This window comes from Candidatus Chryseobacterium colombiense (genome assembly GCA_029203185.1).
GTDB lineage: Bacteria > Bacteroidota > Bacteroidia > Flavobacteriales > Weeksellaceae > Chryseobacterium > Chryseobacterium colombiense.
In genome coordinates this window covers 1,038,121-1,061,449 of record CP119310.1, presented here as the reverse complement: position 1 = coordinate 1,061,449, position 23,329 = coordinate 1,038,121, and the positions used below count along the sequence as shown (strand labels likewise).

The 23,329-nt window shown below is 34.4% G+C and carries 25 protein-coding genes and 3 pseudogenes; 7 read left to right on the top strand and 21 right to left on the bottom strand.

The window, feature by feature from the left end; genetic code table 11:
- Positions 1–152: 152 nt before the first annotated feature.
- Positions 153–944, bottom strand: a complete 792-nt coding sequence (locus P0Y62_04620) for a S1/P1 nuclease (GenBank protein ID WEK70839.1) — start codon at positions 942–944, stop codon at positions 153–155.
- A gap of 348 nt (positions 945–1,292) precedes the next feature.
- Between P0Y62_04620 and P0Y62_04615 the strand changes: the two genes are divergently transcribed.
- The 4 genes from P0Y62_04615 to P0Y62_04600 all read left to right on the top strand — a co-directional run bounded on the left by P0Y62_04615 (position 1,293) and on the right by P0Y62_04600 (position 5,610).
- Complete coding sequence (locus P0Y62_04615; protein WEK70838.1) at positions 1,293–2,210, top strand: type VI secretion system baseplate subunit TssG; 918 nt, start codon at positions 1,293–1,295, stop codon at positions 2,208–2,210.
- A 57-nt stretch (positions 2,211–2,267) separates the two neighbouring features.
- Positions 2,268–3,170: a TssN family type VI secretion system protein gene (locus tag P0Y62_04610; GenBank protein ID WEK70837.1), complete on the top strand. Its 903-nt coding sequence runs from the start codon at positions 2,268–2,270 to the stop codon at positions 3,168–3,170.
- 27 nt (positions 3,171–3,197) lie between these two features.
- On the top strand, positions 3,198–4,337 hold the full coding sequence (locus P0Y62_04605) for a hypothetical protein (protein WEK70836.1): 1,140 nt from the start codon (positions 3,198–3,200) through the stop codon (positions 4,335–4,337).
- 97 nt (positions 4,338–4,434) lie between these two features.
- Positions 4,435–5,610 carry an aminotransferase class V-fold PLP-dependent enzyme gene (locus P0Y62_04600; GenBank protein ID WEK70835.1) on the top strand — a complete coding sequence of 392 codons (1,176 nt, stop codon included), beginning with the start codon at positions 4,435–4,437 and terminating at the stop codon, positions 5,608–5,610.
- Positions 5,611–5,675: 65 nt separating this feature from the next.
- On the opposite strand, the gene P0Y62_04595 is transcribed toward P0Y62_04600, so the two are convergent.
- The gene (locus P0Y62_04595; protein WEK70834.1) at positions 5,676–6,329 is read right to left on the bottom strand and encodes a metal-dependent transcriptional regulator; all 654 of its coding nucleotides are present in this window, start codon (positions 6,327–6,329) and stop codon (positions 5,676–5,678) included.
- Between the two features lie 85 nt (positions 6,330–6,414).
- On the opposite strand from P0Y62_04595, the gene P0Y62_04590 reads away from it, so the two are divergent.
- A complete protein-coding gene (locus tag P0Y62_04590; protein ID WEK70833.1) occupies positions 6,415–7,458 on the top strand; it encodes an aminotransferase class V-fold PLP-dependent enzyme in 1,044 nt (347 codons plus the stop codon).
- 120 nt (positions 7,459–7,578) lie between these two features.
- On the opposite strand, the gene P0Y62_04585 is transcribed toward P0Y62_04590, so the two are convergent.
- The 10 genes and pseudogenes from P0Y62_04585 to P0Y62_04540 all read right to left on the bottom strand — a co-directional run bounded on the left by P0Y62_04585 (position 7,579) and on the right by P0Y62_04540 (position 13,395).
- Positions 7,579–8,079 carry a hypothetical protein gene (locus tag P0Y62_04585; protein WEK70832.1) on the bottom strand — a complete coding sequence of 167 codons (501 nt, stop codon included), beginning with the start codon at positions 8,077–8,079 and terminating at the stop codon, positions 7,579–7,581.
- A 74-nt stretch (positions 8,080–8,153) separates the two neighbouring features.
- The gene (locus tag P0Y62_04580) at positions 8,154–8,711 is read right to left on the bottom strand and encodes a DUF4256 domain-containing protein (GenBank protein ID WEK70831.1); all 558 of its coding nucleotides are present in this window, start codon (positions 8,709–8,711) and stop codon (positions 8,154–8,156) included.
- 68 nt (positions 8,712–8,779) lie between these two features.
- Positions 8,780–9,357 (bottom strand): annotated as a pseudogene (locus tag P0Y62_04575) (YdeI/OmpD-associated family protein).
- 17 nt (positions 9,358–9,374) lie between these two features.
- A pseudogene (locus P0Y62_04570) lies at positions 9,375–9,831 on the bottom strand (SRPBCC domain-containing protein).
- Positions 9,832–9,835: 4 nt separating this feature from the next.
- Positions 9,836–10,159, bottom strand: coding sequence for a metalloregulator ArsR/SmtB family transcription factor (locus P0Y62_04565; GenBank protein WEK70830.1), 324 nt, complete (start codon positions 10,157–10,159; stop codon positions 9,836–9,838).
- Between the two features lie 155 nt (positions 10,160–10,314).
- Positions 10,315–11,184, bottom strand: a complete 870-nt coding sequence (locus tag P0Y62_04560; protein WEK70829.1) for a DMT family transporter — start codon at positions 11,182–11,184, stop codon at positions 10,315–10,317.
- A 311-nt stretch (positions 11,185–11,495) separates the two neighbouring features.
- Positions 11,496–11,699: pseudogene (locus P0Y62_04555) on the bottom strand (alpha/beta hydrolase).
- 45 nt (positions 11,700–11,744) lie between these two features.
- Positions 11,745–12,170, bottom strand: a complete 426-nt coding sequence (locus P0Y62_04550; protein WEK70828.1) for a cupin domain-containing protein — start codon at positions 12,168–12,170, stop codon at positions 11,745–11,747.
- 92 nt (positions 12,171–12,262) lie between these two features.
- Positions 12,263–12,706, bottom strand: coding sequence for a sugar O-acetyltransferase (locus P0Y62_04545; GenBank protein WEK70827.1), 444 nt, complete (start codon positions 12,704–12,706; stop codon positions 12,263–12,265).
- A 251-nt stretch (positions 12,707–12,957) separates the two neighbouring features.
- Positions 12,958–13,395, bottom strand: a complete 438-nt coding sequence (locus tag P0Y62_04540) for a nuclear transport factor 2 family protein (protein WEK70826.1) — start codon at positions 13,393–13,395, stop codon at positions 12,958–12,960.
- Positions 13,396–13,501: 106 nt separating this feature from the next.
- Here P0Y62_04540 and P0Y62_04535 point away from each other — a divergent pair, with 106 nt between their 5' ends.
- Positions 13,502–13,888, top strand: coding sequence for a helix-turn-helix domain-containing protein (locus P0Y62_04535; GenBank protein WEK70825.1), 387 nt, complete (start codon positions 13,502–13,504; stop codon positions 13,886–13,888).
- Position 13,889: 1 nt separating this feature from the next.
- Here P0Y62_04535 and P0Y62_04530 read toward each other — a convergent pair whose 3' ends face one another.
- The 4 genes from P0Y62_04530 to P0Y62_04515 all read right to left on the bottom strand — a co-directional run bounded on the left by P0Y62_04530 (position 13,890) and on the right by P0Y62_04515 (position 17,889).
- Positions 13,890–14,711 carry an AraC family transcriptional regulator gene (locus P0Y62_04530; GenBank protein WEK70824.1) on the bottom strand — a complete coding sequence of 274 codons (822 nt, stop codon included), beginning with the start codon at positions 14,709–14,711 and terminating at the stop codon, positions 13,890–13,892.
- Positions 14,712–14,913: 202 nt separating this feature from the next.
- Positions 14,914–15,198 (bottom strand): hypothetical protein, encoded by a 285-nt coding sequence (locus P0Y62_04525; GenBank protein ID WEK70823.1) that lies wholly within the window; start codon positions 15,196–15,198, stop codon positions 14,914–14,916.
- A 325-nt stretch (positions 15,199–15,523) separates the two neighbouring features.
- Entirely contained in the window at positions 15,524–16,444 is a 921-nt protein-coding gene (locus P0Y62_04520) for a DUF3078 domain-containing protein (GenBank protein WEK70822.1), read from the bottom strand.
- A 59-nt stretch (positions 16,445–16,503) separates the two neighbouring features.
- Positions 16,504–17,889, bottom strand: coding sequence for an MFS transporter (locus P0Y62_04515; GenBank protein ID WEK70821.1), 1,386 nt, complete (start codon positions 17,887–17,889; stop codon positions 16,504–16,506).
- A 145-nt stretch (positions 17,890–18,034) separates the two neighbouring features.
- Between P0Y62_04515 and P0Y62_04510 the strand changes: the two genes are divergently transcribed.
- Positions 18,035–18,505 (top strand): Lrp/AsnC family transcriptional regulator, encoded by a 471-nt coding sequence (locus P0Y62_04510; protein ID WEK70820.1) that lies wholly within the window; start codon positions 18,035–18,037, stop codon positions 18,503–18,505.
- Positions 18,506–18,549: 44 nt separating this feature from the next.
- Here P0Y62_04510 and bioA read toward each other — a convergent pair whose 3' ends face one another.
- From bioA to P0Y62_04485, 5 genes are all read right to left on the bottom strand, one after another.
- A complete protein-coding gene (gene bioA, locus P0Y62_04505) occupies positions 18,550–19,818 on the bottom strand; it encodes an adenosylmethionine--8-amino-7-oxononanoate transaminase (GenBank protein ID WEK70819.1) in 1,269 nt (422 codons plus the stop codon).
- Between the two features lie 18 nt (positions 19,819–19,836).
- Complete coding sequence (bioB, locus tag P0Y62_04500; GenBank protein ID WEK70818.1) at positions 19,837–20,850, bottom strand: biotin synthase BioB; 1,014 nt, start codon at positions 20,848–20,850, stop codon at positions 19,837–19,839.
- Complete coding sequence (gene bioD, locus P0Y62_04495) at positions 20,847–21,497, bottom strand: dethiobiotin synthase (protein ID WEK70817.1); 651 nt, start codon at positions 21,495–21,497, stop codon at positions 20,847–20,849. The genes bioB and bioD overlap by 4 nt, the downstream gene beginning before the upstream one ends.
- 106 nt (positions 21,498–21,603) lie before the next feature.
- The gene (locus tag P0Y62_04490; GenBank protein ID WEK70816.1) at positions 21,604–22,713 is read right to left on the bottom strand and encodes an aminotransferase class I/II-fold pyridoxal phosphate-dependent enzyme; all 1,110 of its coding nucleotides are present in this window, start codon (positions 22,711–22,713) and stop codon (positions 21,604–21,606) included.
- Positions 22,706–23,329: a hypothetical protein gene (locus P0Y62_04485; GenBank protein ID WEK70815.1), complete on the bottom strand. Its 624-nt coding sequence runs from the start codon at positions 23,327–23,329 to the stop codon at positions 22,706–22,708. The genes P0Y62_04490 and P0Y62_04485 overlap by 8 nt, the downstream gene beginning before the upstream one ends.

Here is a 23,329-nt window from a genome sequence, read left to right as displayed (position 1 = left end):
AGTTTTGAAAAAATCATACCAAGAAATGTTTTTTTTAAGTAAATTTTAATTACATAAAAATATCAGTTTCTGAGGAATAGTTATTAATAAAAAAGCGAAACCTAGGTTCCGCTTATTATATTATAGTGATAATAAATTCTAATTAATATCTTCTAAAAAAGATCATTTAAAAACTTAGCTAATCTTAAACCTCCGTATAGAAGCTGTCTCTCCATTGTATCATTGAATTTGTACTGATAATCGTACGCCAATTTTGAATCATTAGGAGTCTGGGCATAAATTTTATTGGCAATCTGATGAGAATCATACAACCAGTCTTCTACTGTTCCTGACTGAATTTTTGCTACTTCATCTTTAGATTTGATATCCAGTAATTTTGAATATTCTGTATAGCTGTATTTTTGAGAATCTACCAATTTTCCGTCCCAAACTGAGTGCAAATTTGTTTTTTCTCCAAAATAAGTAACATTTATTTTATTTCCGCCTAAATCATCCGCTCTTCCTACATGTAAAGGCTGTGCGAGATCTCCCATAATGTGGATAAGGAAAATTAAAGCGATTTTTCTGTCTTTTTCAGAGGTTTTTTCATCCTTGATCTGGCTTGACAATACTTTGATCTGCGTATATAAGCTTGGACCAGCCTGCGCTTCTAAATTTTTTTCAAAGGCCTTAAAGTCTGTCTGTGGATCGATGTTTACATAATGCCAAGCAGAAGCCTGTTTCCATGCCCCTGTTGTATCAGATTTGATGAAGTCCGGCCAGTTTGCCCAATAGGCAAGGCGTTCTTTCCCCATTATTTTTTTAATTTCTCTTCTTGCCTTTCCGGAAAGATGATTTTCTGCGATTTCTGCAATAATTCTGTGTCCTGTCAGTCCCCACGCATAAGAATAAAGCGAAGATGCCATGAAAGCTAAAAGCAGAATTTTAGAATAAATACTTTTCATTGTAAATAACATTTTCAGGGTGCAAAGATACGGCTCGCTTTTCGAAATAGAATTAATTATCACAGAATTCTTTCCAGGAATAGTATTAATAAAATTTAATCTAAATAAATATTTTGTTAATTTATTTCTGAATTGTTTTTAAAATAAAAGAAAAAGCTAAAGACATCGCTTAAATTTTTTTTACCGTATTTTCACGGATAATTACCTTGATTATTCTTTTTAATAGGATTAAATTAGTATTTTTAAGGTAAAATTAGTTGAAAAAATATTTTTTCAATAGTACGAGATATATTACCTTTACAAGCCCAAATCACAGGAAACACTATGTATGAGAATCATATTGTAGAAATGAATTACAATAAGCTGCAGACAGATTTCAAAGCTGAAGCTGTGGCTGTGAATCTGTTAAAATACCATAGAGCGGTAAGTAATATTTTTATAGACCGTTTAGGAATTAATGACAGGGCTTACCTTAAGGATATAAAAGGTATTTCAAGTCACTTTCTAGGTTTTGATGAAGAAGTCTTTACCATAGAAACATATCGGGAAGGAATTTATGATTATCTTCCTGAAGGACTGTTTCACCCACCTTCATTAGGAGCTTCCAGAAAAAATATAGAAACCGTTGTTAAAGAAATCCGGAAGCAGAAAAGAGTAGAAGAAGATGCAAGAAAATTCTTCAAACCGTTTGAGCTGGAAATTTTCTTTACTGAAATAAGTGCATTGCTAAAGGAGTTCGATTTTGATATTTCAAGTGATACTGATTCTTTGCTGGATACCATCAGTGAGCTTTGGCCTTTAATTAAGATGCTTGACAAGCAAAATGCCTATATTTTTATTTATATATTACCGTTTTTTCATCAGATCAGAGGAGATAAAAGATGGTTTGAGAGGTGTATGACAGCCTTTCTTCAGATTCCTGTAGAAGTTACCTTTGCTCCCAACGTGATAGATAATATAGAGGAGAATGATGATTCTATGTTGCTGGGAAACTCAAGATTAGGAGTGACTTATATCCCGAGCGGAAGTCATATGGACGGACAAAGGAACTGGGTAGTTAACATTGGACCTATTCCTTATTCAGAGATGAAAAAGTTTATTGACGGAAGTCCGTTTAGAAAAGTTCTTCATACACTATACGATTACTTTTTACCCGTAAGCGTAGATGTGAAAGAAAATTTCATTACGGAAAAACAGGAATATTCTTTTGCTCTGGAAGATGATGAAAGAAATGCAAACCGTCTTGGTTACTCCACATTCCTCTAAAATATTTTATTATATTTACAAACACCAACCTACATATTATTAATTGAAAAAAGACAAATGGAAATCTCTTCAGTAAAAGGTATATTTTTAAGATATATTTTGATGCCTTTAATTGCAGTAATCATGATGGTTATTTTGGGAATAATCAGAAGAAATAAACCTGCCATTAAAATAAAAACCATCATTATATACGTTCTTCTGTGCAGTTTGTGTATAGCTGTACCCGGATTTTTTGGTTTTTCCGGAAATTCTTTTAATCCTTATTGGTATCTGATTGCTCAGATTGTCTATTTCATTTTGGGGATTATCCATGTTAATCTTTTAGACAGATATTTTAAAAAGCACATTGATTCTTTATCGATGAGTATATTGTTTGAGTCAGTGCTTTCTTTAACTTGTATTGTATTTGGAGGCTATCTTTTTACATTGATCTTTAACTTGATGAGCAAAGGAACCGGTTATCCTGTAATGGCTGCAACAAGTGTATGTATATTCCTTGTTCCGTTGGTATTTCATTATTGCTATGTTCAGTTTATCAGTATTCCGGTTGATATCTATAAGACCTGGAGATATTCGCCGGATCAGAAACTTCCCGATTTTGAAGGCGTAGATTTTGACAGATTAATGGTCTTGAATGTGGAATTAAGTAAAAATTTAGAAGAATCCAACCGTTTCAGGATTAAAGCTAAAACCTTACCGACAGGCGTTACTTTTGGTGATTGGTTCTACAGAGTAGTGGATGATTATAATCACAAAAATCCGGGATCTATTATTCATCTCTCAGATAATGAGAATTCGCCTTACTACTGGATTTTTTACACTAAAAAATCATTTTTCAGTTTTAGAAAATATATCAATTTCGATCAGGATATTTCAGCAAACAGCATTTCAGAAAATGAAGTGGTCATTTGCAAAAGAGTAATTCAGCATGAAGAAGAAGGAATTGCTAAAAAATCATAACACACACAAATTTTAAAAGTATTTAATATGATACAGCCAATTAAACATTTTGCGATCAATTGGGTAGACGGAATGAAAGTTTCCCAGAGACATTTGAATGATCAGGATAATTTTTTAATTGATACCATCAGAGATTCTAATTCGTTGGGAATTACCAATTATAATTACGGGCTTTTGCCGATTCCTAATGAGTTTACCGACAAAACTATTTTTGATGTTCATAATACGGCAACAAATGATGTACAACTCGTGATAAAACATTGCAGTGCTGTTACATTAGCCGGATACAGGGTAGAACTTAATGATAGGAGAGTAAGCGTAAAGTCATTGGCAAAATCTATGAACGAGGAGCAGATAGATGGAGAATACTATATTCTGATTTCTGTAAATCCTTTTGATAAGGTTCCTTTTGGAGATATTGATCCTGAAGAAATTCCACCGAGACATCCCAATGCACAATCTAATTACCATATAGAATTACTTCCGGTAAATGCTCTAAACAGCAGTTATTCAGGAGGTAACTATCTTATTGTAGGGAAAGTTGATCTTAAGGGAAATATTGCACAGGTAGATTCTAATTTTATTCCGCCATGTACTTCCATTCAGAGCCACCCTGCATTGCTGAGCTATTACAACGGTTTTGCCAAATCAATTGGTAATCTGCAGCAATATGCATTTAAAATTATTCAGAAAGCATCCCATAAAAATCAGAATACAGCATTAGCACAGAATGTTAAATTTTTGTGTAATACCATGGTGACGACTTTTGCGGATATGTATTTCCAGTTTAGAAATATTACGCCTTGGCAACCCCCGGTATTTATGATTGAATCATTTGCAAAATTAGCCCTGAATTTATACAATTCTACCCAAGTGCTTGTGCCTGCAGAACTGGAAGAAATGCTGAACTATAGTTTAGAATGGAGCGAAATTGCTCCCCATACTTTATTGAACCAGCTGTCAATTGTGGCTGAAACCAATTATGACCATCACAACTGTGGTGAACCTTTATTGTATATCCAGCAGATGCTGAAAAGTCTTGAAACTATTTTCTCTAAGCTGAGCGAACTGGATTATATCGGTCAGAGAAAAGAAAATATTATTGTCAACGAGCAGGAAGTTTCTTCTAATACCAATCCGAAAAGAGGTTGGAGCGTTTTGGATTAAAATCTTTTATTATAAAATAGAATCCCGGGTGAAAATCCGGGATTTTTTATGTACCTGTAAAAAATTAAAAGTAAATTTGTTGTAAGCATTGATAAGAATGAATTTAGATGTTATCAGAGAGGAAACGCCGGGTTGTTCGGATAAGATTTTTTTAAACAGCGCCGGTGCGTCATTAATGCCCAGGTCCGTTGTAAACGCTACAATTGAGTTTTTATATGAAGAGCAGGAGATCGGAGGTTATGAAGCCGTCGTGCAAAACTCGGAAAAGATCGGCTATTTTTATGAAGAGGCTGCAAAGCTGATCAATGCAAAACCTTCCAATATTGCTTTCGTAAGCAGTTCTACAGATGGCTATGCCAAGGCTTTATCAAGCATTGATTTTAAAGAAGGAGATTGCATCATAACGACCAATGATGATTATATATCCAATCAGATTGCTTTTATTTCTTTACAGAAAAGATATCATATTGAAATCATCAGGACTGCCAATCTTCCAGATCACGAGCTGGATCTTGAAGATCTTGAAAATTTAATCAAAAAGCATTCGCCTAAATTGATTGCTGTTACTCATATTCCTACCAATTCAGGACTTATTCAGAATGTAGAAGGAGTAGGGAAACTTTGCAGGCAATATGATGTGCTTTATCTTGTCGATGCCTGCCAGTCTGTAGGACAGATCGTAGTGGATGTTGAAAAAATTCATTGTGACTTTCTTACAGCGACCGGAAGAAAGTTCATGAGAGGACCCAGAGGAACAGGATTTTTGTACGTTTCGGATAAAGTTTTACATCATACAATGTATCCCTTATTTTTAGATAGTATCGGAGCCAGGTGGATTTCTTTTGATGATTTTCAACTCTGTGAAACTGCTAAAAGATTTGAGCTTTTTGAAAGACCCTATCCAGCTCTGGTAGGATTTACAGAAGCCTTACGTTATGCAAACGCTATTGGAATAAACCAGATCGAGAACTACAACCGTTTATTGTCAGATACTTTGAGAACCCATCTGAAGGAAAGTGGTTTCAGGGTTTTGGATCAGGGAAATAGATTGAGCAGTATTGTTACCTTTTGTCAGGCAGACGGAAAGACTGAAAAAATCTATCAGATACTGACTGATAATAATGTATTCTTTAAAGAACATCGTAAAGGAGATGCATTAATTGATTTTAGTTTTAAAGAGGTAGACCATGCCATTCGTTTATCACCTCATTATTTCAATACAATGGAAGAAATTGAAAAAGTTTCGGAAATCTTAAAGAACAGTTTGAAGTAAATTATATCACTGATTTAAAGATCTTTATAAATAATAAAATAAAAAGTAGATTGAAATATTTCAATCTACTTTTTTACCAATATCTTATCAGTCGCTTTTCTGCTTAGAACTTCCTGTTTGCCATCCACTTCTATGGTAATGGATCTGTCGAAATTTTCAATTTTGATGACTTTTATTTTTTTATTCAGGAGCAAATTTCTTTCTGTTAAATAATTAAGAAAAGCATCATCAGAAAGCGTTACAGAAGTGAAAACTACAGTTTCTCCGGGATCACAGTTGCTTAGTTTTTGTAAATCCTGAGCAATAATATTTCCGTCTTTATCGGGAATAGGTTCTCCATGAGGATCAAATTTCGGGTAATTGAGAATTTCGTCCATCTTATCAAAGAAAATAGCAGAATGAACGTGTTCCAGCTGTTCTGCAATTTCATGAACGTTTTCCCAGCCGAAATTCATCTTTTTTACCAGAAACATTTCCGTAAGCCTGTGTTTTCGTACTACCAAAGCAGCTTCACGATGCCCTTTTTCAGTCACGATAAGCGGTTTGTAGGTTTCATAGATCACCCAGCCTTTTTCAGCAAATTTCTTCATCATATTGTTAACACTCGGCATTTTTACGGTCAAGAATTTGCTGAGCTCATTAATCGTTACTTTGCTTTCGACGTCAACCAAATGAAATAAGGCTTTCAGATAGTTTTCTTCGGTTAATGTTGTTTTCAAAATGTTAGATGGTTTTCGTTACAAATCTAACAAAATATTGTGAAATATTGATGCTTGATATTTTAAGTTTTTTTAATTTTACTTTATGAAATTTTCATTCAAAAACGACTATTCAGAGGGGTGTCATCCTCATATTTTACGGGCTCTTTCAGAGTATAATACAGATCAGCAGGCTGGATATGGAGAAGACCGGTATTCTTTAGAAGCTAAAGCATTAATTAAACAAAGAATAAAAAAAACGGACTCAGAAGTTTATCTTGTTTCCGGCGGAACCCAGGCTAATTTAATTGTAATTTCTTCCGTTTTAAGACCTTATCAATGTGCTGTTTCAGCGTCAACCGGACATATTCTGAATAATGAAACCGGTGCCATTGAAGCAACCGGACATAAGATTTTAAGCATAGAAAAAGAGGATGGAAAACTGATTCCCGAAGATATCATTCCTGTCCTGGAAAACCACAAAAATGTTCCGCATCAGGTAATGCCTAAGCTGGTATATATTTCTAATTCTACGGAACTGGGAACAATTTACACCTTAAAAGAATTGCAGGAACTATCAGAATTTTGCCGGAAAAACAATTTATTATTGTTTATGGACGGGGCAAGAATGGGACACGGCCTGACTTCCGAAATCAGTGATCTGACATTGGAAAAGGTTGCAGAGCTTACCGACATTTTTTATTTGGGCGGAACTAAAAACGGAGCTTTAATTGGTGAAGCCATCGTCATCAATAATAAAGAGCTTCAACAGGACTTTGCTTTTAATATTAAACAAAAAGGAGCATTGCTGGCAAAAGGAAGACTGCTTGGAATTCAGTTTTTAGAACTGATGAAAGATGATCTTTATTTTGATCTTGCAAAACATGCGAATCAGCAAGCCATGAAAATCAAAAATGTAATGAAGGAAAGAGGAGTAAAGTTCTTATCAGATACTTACACGAATCAGATTTTCCCGATTTTAAGCAATGATTTAATTCAGAAACTCTCCGAAAAATTTGAATTTTATGTCTGGAAAAAAATCGATGAAAACTTCTCAGCCATCCGCCTAATTACTTCCTGGAATACGGGAGATGAGCCTGTAAATGATTTTATTAAAATTATTCAGAAAGAATTAAGTATTGAGATATAATTGATTAACATAAATCTGAACCATTAAGATTTTGTTTTAAGAATATTAAGTTGATTTCGCTTCATCTTAATTTTGCTTAACTTCTAAATCATCTTAATGGTTCAAATATTTTAATTTTATTTATTTTAAAGCTTTGTTTACTATATTGCAGTCGGCAGTTTCCAGTTTCTGACCATCTTTATAACTGATGTTTTTTTCACTGCTATATTTTACCTGTCCGTTTTCTTCTTTATGTGCTCCAATACCTTCTAATAAAGAATTATTTTTTTGAATAAAGAAAATATCTCTTGAGCTTTTTTTGCCTTCAGATTCGAATTCATAAGTCAGTTTTAAGGTATCTCCGGATTTATAACCTGAAATATCACCTTTGTTACTGTCCTTTTCGAAGTTTTTATAAGACATTTTACCGGTAATGGTTCCCAGATTATCATCAATACTGGCAAATACAGAATCTTTTCCGGTTACTCCCATATAGCAGAATGATTTTGGTCCTAAAGTATCAACTACTTTTTCAGTAGTTGCAGTAGAATCTGCTTCTATTTTTGGAGCTGCTGTTTCTGTTTTTTTGTTACAGTTCATTAAAAAAACGGATACTGTACTTAATAAGATCAACTTTTTCATAATCCTTTTTGTTGTATTAGCTAAATTTCGAAGTTGCTAAAATAATCATTTTATTATTGAATCTATATTAAAAATTATACCTTCAAAAATCCCCGGAAACCTCTTGCTGCGTAATAAGAATCTGCTCCGTTGTGATAAGTGAATACAGTATTGTAACGGCGGTCGCAGAAAATTGCTCCTCCTAATTCTCTGATTGTCGAAGGAGTTTTTATCCAACTCGAAGTTTTCAGGTCAAATTTCCCAAATTTCTGAAGTTGGCGATACTGTTCTTCATCAAGAAGTTCAATTCCCATTTCCGAAGCCGTGTCGATCACGTTATTTTCAGGTTTATTGGCTTTTCGGGCTTCCCAGGCGGGATAATCATAGCAGAGATTTCGGCGCTTCGGACTTTCCTGTGAACAGTCGAAGAAGATATATTCATCAGTTGTTTTGTCATAACTTACTACATCAGGTTCACCTTCTGTTTCTTCCATTTGATTTAAAGACCAAAGTTTTTCAGGATTTTTCTCCAGCTTTGCCTGAATTTTATCCCAATCTAACCCTTCGTGGCGGTTCATATTGTTTTCAAAACGGATTTTCAGAACTTTTAAAAGCTCTTCGCTTTGTTGGAGCGTCATTGTTTTTCTGTTCATATGTTGTTTTGTTATGGTATTTTTGGAAGTTACGATGAGACTTTGTTTTACTGTATATAATTCCCATTTTAATCATTCAACCCTTTTCCATTAAGAATTTCCGGAATGCATTTTTCAATTCTGGAGGTTCTCGTCTTAGGTTGCTTTGCGGACGAAAAATAGAGCAGGTAAGCACGCTGCCTTCCCGGTGTTAAAGCTTGGAAGGCTTCTTTCAAAGTCATGTTTCCATCCAACTGTTGTTGAAATTCTTCGGGCATTTCGAATTCCTTCGTTTTCTTCATCTCAACTTTTGCTCCGGATTCTTCAATCTCTACGGCTTCAAAAATATAAGCTCTGAGAGTCTTTTCCAAATCAATGATCTGCTGTACATCTGTAAATCGGATCTGTCTTGCTGCCTGTACATTTTCAGTCTGCTGAATTAAAATCTTTTCAGGATCTTTCATTAAAGCACCTTTGAAAAAGAGTAGTGCACAATATTCTTTAAAACCGTGAATTAAGAAAATATTTTTTCCTTCATACGTATAACACGGGCATCCCCATTTCAGATCTTCTATAATTTCGGTTTCTAGGGCAATTGCTCTTAGTCTTTCAAATTCTTTTGCCATTGTGTGGCTTTATCAAAGAAGAAATCAACTTTTGGATTCATAATTTATAAGTAATTTTTTAATGGTCAATTGCCAATAGTGAATTGTTAATTTTACAACTAACAACTAATTTCTGAATTATTTCCTGTAAACGGTTATGAGCCATATTGATGCCTTGTGCAAAAGGTAATTTCAGCATCTGATCTCTAAAATCCACTGATTTATAAATCGTCTGAATGGTTATTTTACTTGTGGTATCAGTAATTTTTTCAAATTGTAATTTTCTCATTCTGAACAATTTCGTGAATGGTTCCATTGGCACTGAAAACTATATTGCCTTCTGGATTGGAGGTTTCAAATCGATAGCTTCCATGCGGTTTGTTTTCAAATTTTGTCACTTTTGTACCCATCCATTGTTCGAAAAGTTCAGCTTCTGTATAAGCTTTGAACAATAATTCGATAGGTAAATCAAATTCTCTGGTGATGAAGATTTCCTGCTTTCCGTCTTCGGCGTGTATTTTGGTTTTCAGTTCCATATTTCTATTTTTTTGATTGGTAATTTTTCATTAAGTCTTCCAGTTTGTTGAATCTGTCGTCCCACATTTCGCGGAAAGGTTCGATAAAGTCTGCGATTTCTTTCATTTTCACAGGATTTAAATGATAGATAATTTCACGGCCGTTTTGTTCAGATCTTAATAATTCACATTCTGTAAGGATTTGAAGGTGTTTTGAAACGGTAGGTCTCGCGGTATCAAAATTTGAAGCAATTGCACCCGCAGTCATAGATTGTGCAGCAACCAGCATCAATATTGATCTTCTGGTAGGATCAGCTATAGCCTGAAATACATCTCGTCTTAAATTCATTATGAAGTTATTTAACTACGAATTTATGTGTAGTTATTTAACTACGCAAATGTTTTCTAAGAAATTTATTGATTTATAACAGTTTTGAAAATCTTTAGTATTTTAAATACTAAAGATAAGGCACCTAGAAAATTCTTTGCGCCTTATCTGAAAGGTTATTTTTTACTTCTGATAGATAATACTGTTTGCAGGACAACTGAAGTGATAATCAATGAAATTCCTATATAAAAAGAAATATTGACTTCTTTACTTTCATCAAAGAATAAAAAAGCCATTATAATTGAATAGACAGGTTCTAAATTGAAGGTCAGATTCACCGTAAATGCAGGAATTTTTTTCAAGACTTCAGCAAATATAACGTAAAGACCTACAGTGCAGAACGAAGCCAATAGTAACAAATATCCCATATCTTTTGTATCAGGAATTATGCGTTCTGAAGGAAAAAAATAAAGGTAAACAGGCATAAAAAGCCCCAAAACAATGGTTCCGGAAATCATTTGATAATAATTAATGATCTTAGTGTCAAAGTTTTGTACCAAACGATTGTTATAGATAGTATAAAGAGCACCAATTGCTGAGGAAATTACACCTAAACAAATTCCTAACTGATAAGAAGTATCAAAATGAAAAATAAGACTGATTCCTAAAAGTGTAAATGTACTGAGCAATAATTCGGAAATTTTAAATTTTTCCTGATCAATCAAAGGTTTGAAAACTGCGGTAAAAAAACTGGTAAGGCAATAACAAACCACACCGATGGAAATATTAGAATACTTTATACTTGCATAAAAGAAAATCCAGTGCAATGTGATAAGCAATCCAACTTTGGATATACGGAGTTTTTCCCGAGCCGAAATCGTACAGCCGATTCTCAGCAATTTTAAAATAAAGAATAAAATGATTGAGGAAAATAAAAGCCGGTACCAAACGAGAAGACCTTCATTAAGAGAGATTAATTTTCCGAATACACCTGTGAATCCAGCCAGAATTACGGCCAGATGCAATAATAAATATGATTTTTTCATTTGAAAAATGAACTGTATAAAGATTAGTAATTAATAGATAATCAAAATCTGAAGCGTAAAAAAACAGCTGATATAATTTATCTGCTTGAGAAATACTTCAAATTGAATTTGAAAATATTAGATTACTGGTGGAGGTAAACAGCTCGAATGATTCATATTTATTTCAATAGAGCAAATATAGAAAAAGAGCGTTAAAATATCAAAACGACTCTCCTATAATTAAAAATTAAAAGTCCTATAATTTATATTATGTTAAATTATATTTGTTTCTGGAATTCAAATTAACGGATCAACCCTTTTCAATATCTGTTTGCTAATGCGCTCAGTTTTTTATTTTCAGCATTTTTTGGAAAATATAGATCTCCCGATAGCGTAATTCCGTATCTGTTTTTAAATGTAACTTCTTTACGGATAACTTTATCACTTAATGGGAATGTATAATGTTCTGTTGTATTATTCATTTTTGTTGATTTTGAATTTGTCTGACTGAATGCTTGTTGTGTAAACAGAAGCATTGCTGCTATTGATAATAATTTTATGTTTTTCATTTTTCTTATTCATTATTTTATTTGAGTATTGGCTTCATTGTAAACTTCATCTGTTACAGCTTCCAGCCATCTATTTTCGTTTGTTTCAGGATTTCTGTTTGTAGCGAGATGCGAAAACCAGCTTTTGGAAGTTGCACCGTGCCAATGTTCTATATTGGGGGCAATTTCAACAATGTCTCCGGCTTTAAGGTGTCTTGCCGGTTTTCCTCTTTCCTGGTATAATCCTTCTCCACCCACTACAATTAAAAGTTGTCCACCTGTATGGCTGTGCCAATGGTTTCTGCTTCTTGGCTCAAATGTCACATTGGATAACGGGATATTCAAATCACTGTTTTTCGTTAATGGAGCGAGCCAGGATTTTCCTGTAAAATATTGTGCATATGCCGTATTTTCTTCTCCTGTAGGAAAACTGCTTATTTTGGGAATTTCTGTATTCATTTTATTTTGACTTTTCATAAGGCTGCAGTACATCAGTGAAAGAAATAATACACCAATGGATGTAGCTTTTGTTAGACATTTTAGATTCATTTTCAAGGAATAACTTTAATAATTTTAGCCGGAATACCTCCGACAATTGTATTGTCGGGAACATTTTTTGAAACTACTGCGCCTGCAGCAATCACAGCATTTTCTCCAATAGTTACTCCCGGTAAAATAGTTACATTCGCGCCAATCCAGGCATTTCTTTTAATATGAATCGATTTACCAATCAATCCTTTTCTTTGTTCAGGTTCTAAAGGATGATTTTCTGTAATAAGACTTACTTTAGGCCCGATCAGAACATCGTCTTCAATCGTAATTCCACCCAGTGTAAGAAATGTACAGTCGAAATTGATGAAAACATCTTTTCCTATGCTGATATTCTTTCCATGATTGATGTAGATGGGCGTAAATACAGCAACATTTTCTAATTTTTTATCTACTATCTTTTCCAGCAATTCTGAAATTTCCCCGGGATCGGAGGAATTATTCATTTTTATCAGCAGTTTCTTTGTTTTATACGCTTCTTCTCTTAATCTGCCAATATCTTTTCACCATTCAATAGTTTGGTAAAAATATCTTCGGTGGATTTATCTTTTGGTATCATCTTTAATTCTTTATACAAAATTAATATGAAAGCCCCGCAGTGATATTTCTGCGAGGCTCAAATTAGTTTTCTGAAAAGCTCAGTTTACTAAATAAATGTTAAATTATTTCTATTAAATTTAGACTTGAATTAAATGATTTATGCAAATTCTCTTGTCTCTACAATGATGAAATATCCGGTACGTTCTTTTATCAGCCAATTGCCATCCTGCAAAACGTATTGATCTTCATATTTTACACTGTAATCCGTAATATTTTCTTTTCCATCTGTTTCTCGGATCATTTTGATTTGGGAGAATGAAGCTCCTCTGGCTGTATCTCCCTCTATTTCTACAATATGTTGCCCGTTAAGTGTAAAATATTTTTTTACAAGAGATGCATGACCATTAAATTCTTTTTCAAGATTACCCCGACCTGTAACATCTGCAGCCAAAATATTTCCTATATAAACTTTGTACGAAGCATCCAGCATGAACAACTGCATTTGCTCCGAGATTTTTTTTTCATCACCTAACGTTGCATAAGTATCAATTAGATTTCTTAATTCTGCTTTAATTTTAAAAACTTCTGTTGTCATAATTTTAAATTGTATTGAATTGTTTTTACATGACAAAACTATAGTATATTTGCTTACAATTTATTAGTTGTTACCAAAAGGTTAGTGACTAACAATTATCTTAGTTATGGCGAAAAAAGAAGAAAATCAAATAGATACAAAAGCATTCACAGAAGAATGCAATACCATTTTAATGGCGGTTTCGGATGCATTATATGTAATTGGCGGCAAATGGAAATTAATGATCATCATCGCAATGGCGAGAGGAAACAAAAGATTTACGGAAATTCAGAGGCAGGTTAAGGGAATTTCTGCGAGAGTGCTCTCCCATGAACTTAAAGAACTGGAGTTGAACGGATTTGTTATTAAGAAAGTGGCAGTTGGCTATCCCGTAAGTGTTGAATATGAATTGCTTCCTTACAGCGAAACTCTGGAAGAAGTTGTGGGAGCTCTTACAAAATGGGGAATGCAGCACAGAGAAAAAGTAAAAAGCGAAATGTCTTCTGTTAAATAAATTAAATTTCCGAAGGCGCCAAACCGTATTGCTTTTTAAATGCTGTTGAGAAGTGAGAAGGATTTTTAAAGCCTACTTCAAAATAAACATCATGTATTTTTCTTCCTTCTTCTTTTAGTTTGATATAGGCCATTTCGAGACGTTTTTTCATAATCCATTTTTGTGGGGTAAGATTACTGATTTTTTTGAAATCCCTCTTAAAAGTTGCCAGACTCCGTCCTGTAAATGAGGCTATTTGTTCCATTGAAAGATCATCCATATAATTGTCGTTTAGAAATTCCAGAATGTCTACTTTCCAGGGTTCAGCAAAATCAAATAATACAGGATAAAACTGCTCATTAGTATTTAACAATGCATAAATTCCTTCCAGTAACTTGAGATGGGTAATATTTTCAGTAGGTTTTACATTGCTGTCAAAATACGGAGTCAGTGATTGAAAAAGGCTTGTGATTGCCGCATCAGGATTTATTTTAAAAACATGGGTATCTGAAATATTGATATGTTCAGGAATTTCATTTTTGTTTAAATTACTATAGAACTCACGCAGGATATTTCGTTTGAAAGTAAGAGAGATCCCTTTGTATAAATCATTTCCTTTCCCGTTTTTATACATTTTCAGTCTGTGATCCCTTCGAACAAAAGCGCACTCTCCTGCTTTAAGTTTTATTGTTTTATTTCTGTCTTCAATGATCTGCTCACCGGAATATAAATATACGAGAACATGTTCCGGTGTAGAATGGATGCATTTTGTGCTTTCCTCTGAAAAACAGGAAAGAAAAATGCCTGAATAGCTTATTGTTTGTAAGGCTTCTGACTGATCCATGTTAAAAATAATATTAAAGTTAGTAAAAATATATATTAATAGTTTCTTAGGTCTTTCTCTGAAGCTCAAATATTATTTCTGAGAAGCTCATTAAATGAATAATTTGTATTGTTTGTTATTAAAGGATAGCTATCTCAAAATTTAACAATAAAAAAACCGCTCTTTTAAAGAGCGGTTATACCTTACTAAACTTGGTTTTTTCTTAACAAGTAGATCCGCAAGCAAGTACTTTGATTGTAACGATACCGTTAACAACGCACTGAACGTTGCATAATGTAGTTCCTACTACACCAACAGTACCTACAACAGCACCACCAACTGTTCCTACTACTCCTCCTACTACACCACCAACTACTCCTCCTAGTCCTCCGATAGCACCACCTACGGCACCACCTAAACCATTAACAGCACCTGTGATGTTGTCAAGTAATCCGTTTCCTGAAATAGTTTTCAACTCGTTTCTGTTTAATTTTTTCAAATTTTTCATGTGAATGTTATTTATATGATTAATACATCACTAAGATATGAATAATAATGATATGTTTATATGTTTTTTAAAAAAATAATGATTTTTTTTTATGATTTAATATTTCATTAATATAAACAGTATTTGGTGCGGATTTCATTTTTATTCTATTTTGCTGATTTTCTAAATGTTAAAAAATGTAAAAGTATAAATTGAGCTATTTCTTAAGATTAATTTTTTGTTTAGAAATTGCACCTCTATTTCAATAATATGTGAATAGGTAGTCTTTTAGAGATGTAAAAGTGCTTACTTTAAACAAAATCTGGCGATTTTAGCTTCCTCTTTTTTATTTTTTTAGCCAGGATTGGTTGTCTTTTTTCTCGGATCTCTTTTTTCCGTTGTCAAAATTATATGCAAATCCAACTCCCAATGTCTGTTTCAGCTGCGTTTTCTGAATCTGGTTATGATCATATAATAGATCTAAGGTAACATTCGTAGAAATAAATTTATTGATCTTCATATTAAGAACACCACTGTAAGAAAGCACTAATCTGTCGGGATGGTCGAGATAATTGGAAAAAACGGAACCTGTATTGGTCAGATTGATATTCTCCATGATTTTTACCTTATATATAGCAGTACCTAGAAAACCGAATTGAAATAACGAAGAATCTCCATCATTTTTAAGGCCGTAGGTTCCTGCGTATTGTAAATCCTTATCTAATACAAAGGTCCATCTTGCATTAGCAGGTCTTAAAGTCATTGTAAAATTATCGTTTGGACGGTAGGTAACCCCTGCACCCATATTTAGATAACCAGGTGCCATGAAGTTGGATATTTTTGGAGCTTCAGGATTATTGCCGTCTTCGTAACCTGCTGCAAACTGAGTCTGTAAACTCGCTCCTGCGGAAATATACCAGTGTTCCGCGAATTCTCTACCATAATTAGTAGATAGATTGATAACGTCTTGTGTTTTTCTTGTCCCTACTCCTTTGGTGTTGTTTTGTCCATAGCCTAAAATGATAATATTTTCCCAAAGATCTTTTTCTTTTTCGTAAGTGAGATTGTAATTGACTCCGGCAAGCCAACCAATATTGTTAGCTCCACCGCCTACCCAATTTGAGAAAGCTGCCTGATTAAGCATTAATGTATTCTGACCTTGTATACTCCATGCTTTTGTGGTGTCAATAACCGGAGCTTCAGACTTTTCCTGAGCTGATATGAGGGCTCCCAAAGAAATACTAAGTGGTAATAAAATCTTTTTCATAGTCTATTAATTTCTATAAAATTAAAAATATTATTTCACTTATTGGTTATAAATTGTCATTAATAATTGAGAGAAGTCCGTAAGGTTTTATACTCTTTTACAATAAAGAATAACAGGAAAAGTATTGCGATAAAACCATATGTAAAAAGAATAGATAAAGACAGAGTGCTTACTGTCCAATCAGAAGTAAAGAATTGAGTCATTAATGTCATCAGTGATAACCCGATTCCTGCTCCTAAAAAATAACTGGTACTGGTTAAGCTGGATGCAACTCCGTATTGTTTTGGTTCAGCATCACGAATTCCCAGTATGGATAAGCTTGTAAAACATAATGTCATCCCTATTCCGGAAATACAGGCCGCTCCGGTTAAGACCAAAACCGTTGGATGATCAAGGTAAATAGCAAAAATTAAGCATAATGCTCCTGTAAGCATAAAAGACCAGCCTAAAAGTCCGATTTGTACAGAATTCAGTTTTTTTGAAATAGCGGGAAGAATAAACTTGGCGATCAGAGCGGATAATATACTAAAAGGAACAAGCATAAGTCCTGAATTGGCAGCGCTATATCCCATGTCTTTTTGCAGCATCAGGGAAATGAGGAATAAAAAGGAGATGAAAAAAGCACCCAGAGAAAAAAAAGCAAGATTAGAAGTGACCAGAGATCTGTGAGAGAATAGTTTAAGGTCAATTAGCGGATTGGAAATATTTTTTAAACGGTAAATAAATGTACCTAATAAGGAGAAAGATAAAATAATAGAACCCAAAATTAAAACAGGTTTTTCCTGAATGTGAATGAATTCGTGCGTGCCGTAAGTCAATAGTAATAATCCTAGAACTAAGAGAATACCCGAAACCATATCCGTAGATTCCCGATTCTTGTTTTGCAGATCCGAAGGAAGAAATTTATAAGATAATATGATCGTAATAAAAAGTATAGGTACATTGATTAAAAATACCCAGTGCCAACTCAGATACGTACTGATAATTCCTCCAATTGACAAGCCACTTCCCGATCCGATAGCTGCGAAAGCGCTGAAGATACCTAATGCACGATTTCTCTCCTGATCTTTTTGAAAAGTATGGGTGACAATAGATAATGCAGAAGGCATAATGAATGCAGCACCCAGTCCCTGAAGAGCTCTGAAAATAGCTAAAGTTTGAAAATTAGGTGACAGTCCTGCTCCTAAAGAAGTTAACATAAATATTGTTCCTCCAGTGATGAAAATTTTCTTACGACCAAGCTGATCGGAAAGTTTTCCGCCAATAATTAAAAATCCTCCAAAAAAAAGAACATATAAGGTCTGCAGCCATTGTACGGTATTCGCACTGATTGCAAACTGTGACTGAATAGAAGGTATGGTTAAATTGATAATCGCAATATCCAGTGCTTCTACAAAGGTTCCGATCGATGCTAATATTAAAATAAGGTTTTTTCTGGACTGCATTGTACATGTTTTTGTGTTGCAAAATTAAATTTTATAGAACTTTTTATAAAATTTTAATATAAATTCAGAACGATATTTATATATTTGAATTAATAAAAGATCAATTGTTCTATTTTACAGGCAATTAAAATAATAAAAAGAACGTATGGCTGCTGAAATATATATACCGGATGAGAAAGACCTGTCTATTTTACGAATTCTGCAGAAAGATGCAAAGCTGAGTATTCGTGATATTGCAGTAAGAATTAATTTGAGCCCTACTCCTACTCATGAACGCATAAAGCGGCTTGAAAAGTTGGGAATCATTAAAGGGTACACTGCTGTTATAGACCGAAAAAAAGTTGAGAAAGGCATGATGGTGATCTGTATGGTTGCTCTGAATGTTCATAATAAAAAAACAGCAGGAGCTTTCATTGATCAGGTGGGCAAACTAAAAGAAGTGGTAGAATTTTACAATATAAGCGGAGAGTTTGATTTTATGCTGAAAATCTTGGCGGCCAATATGGATGATTTTCATGAATTCTTCGTCAATAAGCTTTCCGAGATAGAAGGAATCGGACAGACGAAAAGCATCTTTGTGATGAACAGTATTAAAGAAAGCTATCAGATTATATAAAATCAAGGTCTCTGTTTCATTTTCGGAGACCTTTGATTTTTTAATTAGGGTTTCATTTCTAAAACCTCCAGAATAGATTGATAAATATAGTCCAGTTCTTCAGAAGTGATACAATAAGGAGGAACAAGGTACATTACGTTCCCTAAAGGTCTCATAATAATGCTTTTATTCAGAAATTCATGATAAAAGAACTTTCCGATCGTATTAAAATAAGAAGTTCCATGCTCTGTCTTAAAATCCCACGCTAAGATGGTTCCTGTCTGGCGTACATTTTCAACTTGTGGATGCTGTTGTAGAGTTTTAGAAAACTCTTTATGCTTTTTAGTGATTGAATGAATATTTTCCCATGTTTCTTCTTTCAACAAAAGCTCCATGCTGGCTAAAGCAGCAGTACATGCTAATGGATTCGCCGTAAAAGAATGCCCGTGAAACAGAGTTTTGTATTTGTCTTCAGATAAAAAAGCGTTGAAGATCTCATTAGAGGAAGTCGTAATTCCCATAGGCATTGTTCCCCCTGTTAATCCTTTTGAGAAACACATGATATCGGGTTGCTCTGTAAGGTAATCGGCTGCAAATAATTTCCCTGTTCTGCCAAAACCTGTGAACACTTCATCCTGAATCATTAAAATGTTTAGCTCTTTACAAAATTTCATTAATTCGGATAAATCTTCCGGATTGTGCATCAGCATTCCTGCCGCACCTTGAACTAATGGTTCATAAATGAAACACGCGATTTCATCAGCAATATTTTTGATCAGAGACCTTAAGCTTTCCAGGTTGTCTGAGGTTGGAGTTTCAATAAATACAACATCAAACAGCATATCTCCAAAAGGTTTTGTCCAGATACTTCTTCCGCTTACAGACATGGCACCGAAAGTATCTCCATGATAAGCATCTTTAAAAGCTAAGATTTTTGTCTTTTCTTTTCCTTGGTTATATGCGAATTGAATACACATTTTTAAAGCAACTTCTACTGCGGTTGAGCCATTATCGGAATAAAATACTTTTTCCTGATTCTCGGGCAAAAGCTTTAATAAATTTTCCGAAAGCCGGATGGCGGGTTCGTGTGTAAAACCTGCAAAAATTACCTGTTCTAAGGTGTGTAGCTGTTCCGAAACTTTTTGAGCAATATACGGATGAGCATGACCATGTAAGGTTACCCACCAGGAAGAAACGGCATCAATATATTGCTTTCCTTGATCATCAAAAAGATAAACCCCTTTTCCTTTTATAATAGGGATTGCGTCTTCTGCGGTTTTCATTTGCGTGTAAGGATGCCAGTTGACAAGCTTATCGCGTTCTTGTAAATTCATGTTTTAGAAATTAAGCAATTAGAAATTGGCTTTCCAGGTTTCAAACTGATCCATAGCTTTTTCTGCTTGTCTTTTCATTGGTTTTAATCCTAATGTCTGCAGCATTTGCATATCTTCAGAAACTCCGGGATTAGGAGTGACCAATAAAGTTTCTCTTTCTCCTGTGAATATAGAATTGGCGCCTGCCATAAAACACCACCCCTGTTCAAATTCGGTCATTTCAATTCTTCCGGCACTTAGACGAACCATAGATGAAGGCATGACGATTCTTGCCGTAGCAATCATTCTTACCATTTCCCAGGTGTTTGTTTTCTCGTTGTCCTGAAGCGGAGTTCCTTCTACTCTGGCCAATGCATTGATAGGAACAGATTCCGGATGTTTGGGCATGGTTGATAAAGTCAATAGCATAGAAATTCTGTCTTTATGAGTTTCCCCCAATCCTATAATTCCTCCCGAGCAAACAGTAATTCCTGCTTTTCTTACGTTGTTGATGGTATTAATTCTGTTATCAAAAGTTCTTGTGGAAATAATTTCTTCGTAATACTGTTCGGAAGTGTCAAGATTATGGTTGTAAGCATATAGACCAGCTTCCTGCAGTCGAATGGCCTGATCTTCCGTCAACATTCCCAAGGTACAGCAAACCTCCATTCCGAGATCATTGACACCTTTTACCATATCAATTACACGATCAAAATCACGGTTGTCACGGACTTCTCTCCATGCTGCAGCCATACAGAAACGGGATGAGCCTCCTTCTTTAGCTTTTTTAGCGTGCTCAATTACTGTTTCTGTGGGAAGCAGTGCCTGAACTTTGATATTGGTGTGATAACGGGCTGCCTGTCCGCAATACGAACAGTCTTCAGGACATCCTCCGGTTTTTATCGATAATAAAGTGGACATTTGTACTTCTTCGGGATTATGCCATTCGCGATGAATAGTGGCTGCTTTGTATATGAGTTCAAGAAGTGGAAGATTATAAATTTCCTCTATTTCTTCTTTTGTCCAGTCGTTTCTTAATTGCTTTTTATTCATAAGTCTATTTTTTCTAAGTGTTGTACTATGTTTTCTATATTTTCTTTTGTTATTTTTTCTAAGTCTGGGATCCTGATGATTTTTGTTTCCTGTTGAATATGGTTGCGAATTATTCTTTCCGTATCCTTTGGAAAATCTCCGTTCAGGATCAGATATTCTAGCTTTATTCCGCTCTGATTCAAAACTGAGATTGATAATAAGGTATGATTGATGCAGCCGAGGTAATTTCTTACCACCAAAGCAACAGGAAGATTTAGTTTTATAATCAGATCAATAATGAAATCTTTCTCGTTGAGTGGAACCAGTAAACCTCCTGCTCCTTCTACGATTAAATTATTTTGAGTTTCAGGAATTTTAAATTGGTTGAGATCAATTAAAACATTTTCTTCTGATGCAGATTGATGAGGTGAAGCGGCAAGCTGAAAACGGTAAGTTTCAGAATGACAAACAGTGTTCTCTCCTACCCATTCTTTGATTTTCTGACTGTCAGAAAAATCTAAATCTCCCGACTGTACAGGCTTCCAGTAGTCTGCATTGAAATATTTTGTTAAAACCGCCGAACACACGGTTTTTCCGACCTCAGTTCCTATTCCTGTGACGAAAAGCTGTTTTTGTTCTATGTTTTTCGTTTCTATTTCTAAATTCATAATTTTATATGTATTTGGTTATCTTCTGTCATTTCGACGAAGGAGAAATCCTTTTAAGTAAAAGGTTCTTCGCTCCATTATATTTCGTTCAGCATAACAGATTACTTTAAATAAAATCCTTAATAATCTTTGTTAAATCAATAATTTCCTCTTGTGTATTAAAACTATGAAGACAGATTCTTAATCTCTCTTCTCCTTCCTTCACTGTTGGGCTGAAAACTGCATATGTCAAAAATCCGTTTTCAGATAAAGCTTCTTTCAAAGCTTTTAACTGTTGGTTGTCGGGAATGATTATGGCCTGTACGGGACTTTTCTCAGAAGATATGCCGGATGTATTTTGCGTTGTGAAAAATTTAATATTTTCCTGCAGCCGGATAGCTAAGTGTAGATTATCCTTTAAAAAATCATATCCTTTTTGAATGCTCATCCAGAGGAAATCGTGTGCTGATGTGGTGTAGATAAAAGGAGAAGCAAAGTTGATGAGGTAATTGTATATAAGCTTGTCAGTTAAAATTACGGCTCCGTGTGTTCCCAGTGCTTTTCCGTAGGTGATTACAGTGGCTAAAACATTTTTTTGCAGTTGTAGGGTGTTAACCAAGCCATATCCGAAAACACCGAAAGCATGAGCTTCATCTACTATGAGGCTCGCGTTGTATTTTCTGGTGATCCGTACGATTTCCTGAAGGGGTGCAATGTCTCCATCCATTGAATATAAACTTTCTATTGCCACATAACAGTGATTATTTTGCCTTTTTAAAATTTCTTCTAAATGTTCAGGATTGTTATGTTTGAATTTTAGCTTTTTGGCAAGCGACATTTTGCAGGCATCATGCACAGATCGATGAATCATTTCATCGACAATAATGGTGTCATGACGCGTCGGAAGCGTAGAGAGCAAAGCAAGATTGGCGTTGTATCCTGAAGGGAAAAACAAAGCCGATTCGTATTGATGTTCTTTTGCAATATATTCTTCGGTTTCGTTGATAATAGAGCTGTTTCCGCTTATCAACCTCGAACCGGTGCTTCCTGTAAGCAATTCAGGATTTTCTAAAACACTTTTTAATAATAAATTTTGAAAATTTGTATTTCTTGCTAATCCTAAATAATCATTGGAATAGAAATCAATTCCTTCCGGTTTAGGTTTTAAAACCCTTAATGTCCCGTTTTCTTTTCTTTTATCTAAAGCTTCCTGAAAATGATGAAACTTACTAAGCATAATTGAGTTCTAAGATCTCTTGAGAAATAGCCTTGATCCATTGATCATGAAGCTCTTTTTCAATAGTTAAAATGATTTCAGCATGTTTTTTCCAGTCTTCTGAAAATTCATTAAGCTGATTGATCATTTCTTCTAAGTGTCCTTCTTCTTCCAGAATGATGGATTTGACCATAATTTTGGATGAGGTCTTTGTCAGGATTTCCTGGTACAAAGGATATAATTCATCGGCACGGACTTCAATGGCGTAGGTAACGAAAAGATACGCAGCATATTTTAATTCTTCTTTTGTCAATTTAAAAACCTGCTGAAGGTATTTACAGGCTTTAATATCCAATGAATGAAGGTATTGTCTTGTTGCTGTTGAAGCTAAAAGTTCTGTGCTGTTATAGGTTTTGCAAAATTCGGAACTGATCTTCAGGATTTGTTTTTTAAGGTAATATGCATGTCGATGTTCTTCTGCTGCATGTTTTAGCTGGATTAAACTCACTTCTGTAGAGTGTTCACAAGCCGAAATTTTTCTTGCTCCAGCGTTTTCCATAAAGGAAAGAGTATTCAGCCATTTGGCGTGAGTTTCATTCTGCTGAACTATTTTTTCTAAAAGATCGTAAAATTCCAT

Bases quoted from the DNA above. Each gene is read 5' to 3' on its own strand.
- bioD (WEK70817.1), bottom strand. From the start codon at position 21,497: ATGAATTTAGAAATAGAAACGAAAAACATAGAACAAAAACAGCTTTTC.
- P0Y62_04580 (WEK70831.1), bottom strand. From the start codon at position 8,711: ATGAACAGAAAAACAATGACGCTCCAACAAAGCGAAGAGCTTTTAAAA.
- P0Y62_04585 (WEK70832.1), bottom strand. From the start codon at position 8,079: ATGAAAAAGTTGATCTTATTAAGTACAGTATCCGTTTTTTTAATGAAC.
- bioA (WEK70819.1), bottom strand. From the start codon at position 19,818: ATGAATTTACAAGAACGCGATAAGCTTGTCAACTGGCATCCTTACACG.
- P0Y62_04550 (WEK70828.1), bottom strand. From the start codon at position 12,170: ATGAATACAGAAATTCCCAAAATAAGCAGTTTTCCTACAGGAGAAGAA.
- P0Y62_04530 (WEK70824.1), bottom strand. From the start codon at position 14,711: ATGGATCAGTCAGAAGCCTTACAAACAATAAGCTATTCAGGCATTTTT.
- P0Y62_04560 (WEK70829.1), bottom strand. From the start codon at position 11,184: ATGAAAAAATCATATTTATTATTGCATCTGGCCGTAATTCTGGCTGGA.
- P0Y62_04510 (WEK70820.1), top strand. From the start codon at position 18,035: ATGGCTGCTGAAATATATATACCGGATGAGAAAGACCTGTCTATTTTA.
- P0Y62_04565 (WEK70830.1), bottom strand. From the start codon at position 10,159: ATGAATTTAAGACGAGATGTATTTCAGGCTATAGCTGATCCTACCAGA.
- P0Y62_04600 (WEK70835.1), top strand. From the start codon at position 4,435: ATGAATTTAGATGTTATCAGAGAGGAAACGCCGGGTTGTTCGGATAAG.
- P0Y62_04485 (WEK70815.1), bottom strand. From the start codon at position 23,329: ATGGAATTTTACGATCTTTTAGAAAAAATAGTTCAGCAGAATGAAACT.
- P0Y62_04490 (WEK70816.1), bottom strand. From the start codon at position 22,713: ATGCTTAGTAAGTTTCATCATTTTCAGGAAGCTTTAGATAAAAGAAAA.
- P0Y62_04605 (WEK70836.1), top strand. From the start codon at position 3,198: ATGATACAGCCAATTAAACATTTTGCGATCAATTGGGTAGACGGAATG.
- P0Y62_04525 (WEK70823.1), bottom strand. From the start codon at position 15,198: ATGAAAAATTTGAAAAAATTAAACAGAAACGAGTTGAAAACTATTTCA.
- P0Y62_04540 (WEK70826.1), bottom strand. From the start codon at position 13,395: ATGACAACAGAAGTTTTTAAAATTAAAGCAGAATTAAGAAATCTAATT.
- P0Y62_04620 (WEK70839.1), bottom strand. From the start codon at position 944: ATGAAAAGTATTTATTCTAAAATTCTGCTTTTAGCTTTCATGGCATCT.
- P0Y62_04590 (WEK70833.1), top strand. From the start codon at position 6,415: ATGAAATTTTCATTCAAAAACGACTATTCAGAGGGGTGTCATCCTCAT.
- P0Y62_04545 (WEK70827.1), bottom strand. From the start codon at position 12,706: ATGAATAATTCCTCCGATCCCGGGGAAATTTCAGAATTGCTGGAAAAG.
- P0Y62_04535 (WEK70825.1), top strand. From the start codon at position 13,502: ATGGCGAAAAAAGAAGAAAATCAAATAGATACAAAAGCATTCACAGAA.
- P0Y62_04615 (WEK70838.1), top strand. From the start codon at position 1,293: ATGAATTACAATAAGCTGCAGACAGATTTCAAAGCTGAAGCTGTGGCT.
- P0Y62_04515 (WEK70821.1), bottom strand. From the start codon at position 17,889: ATGCAGTCCAGAAAAAACCTTATTTTAATATTAGCATCGATCGGAACC.
- P0Y62_04610 (WEK70837.1), top strand. From the start codon at position 2,268: ATGGAAATCTCTTCAGTAAAAGGTATATTTTTAAGATATATTTTGATG.
- P0Y62_04520 (WEK70822.1), bottom strand. From the start codon at position 16,444: ATGAAAAAGATTTTATTACCACTTAGTATTTCTTTGGGAGCCCTCATA.
- bioB (WEK70818.1), bottom strand. From the start codon at position 20,850: ATGAATAAAAAGCAATTAAGAAACGACTGGACAAAAGAAGAAATAGAG.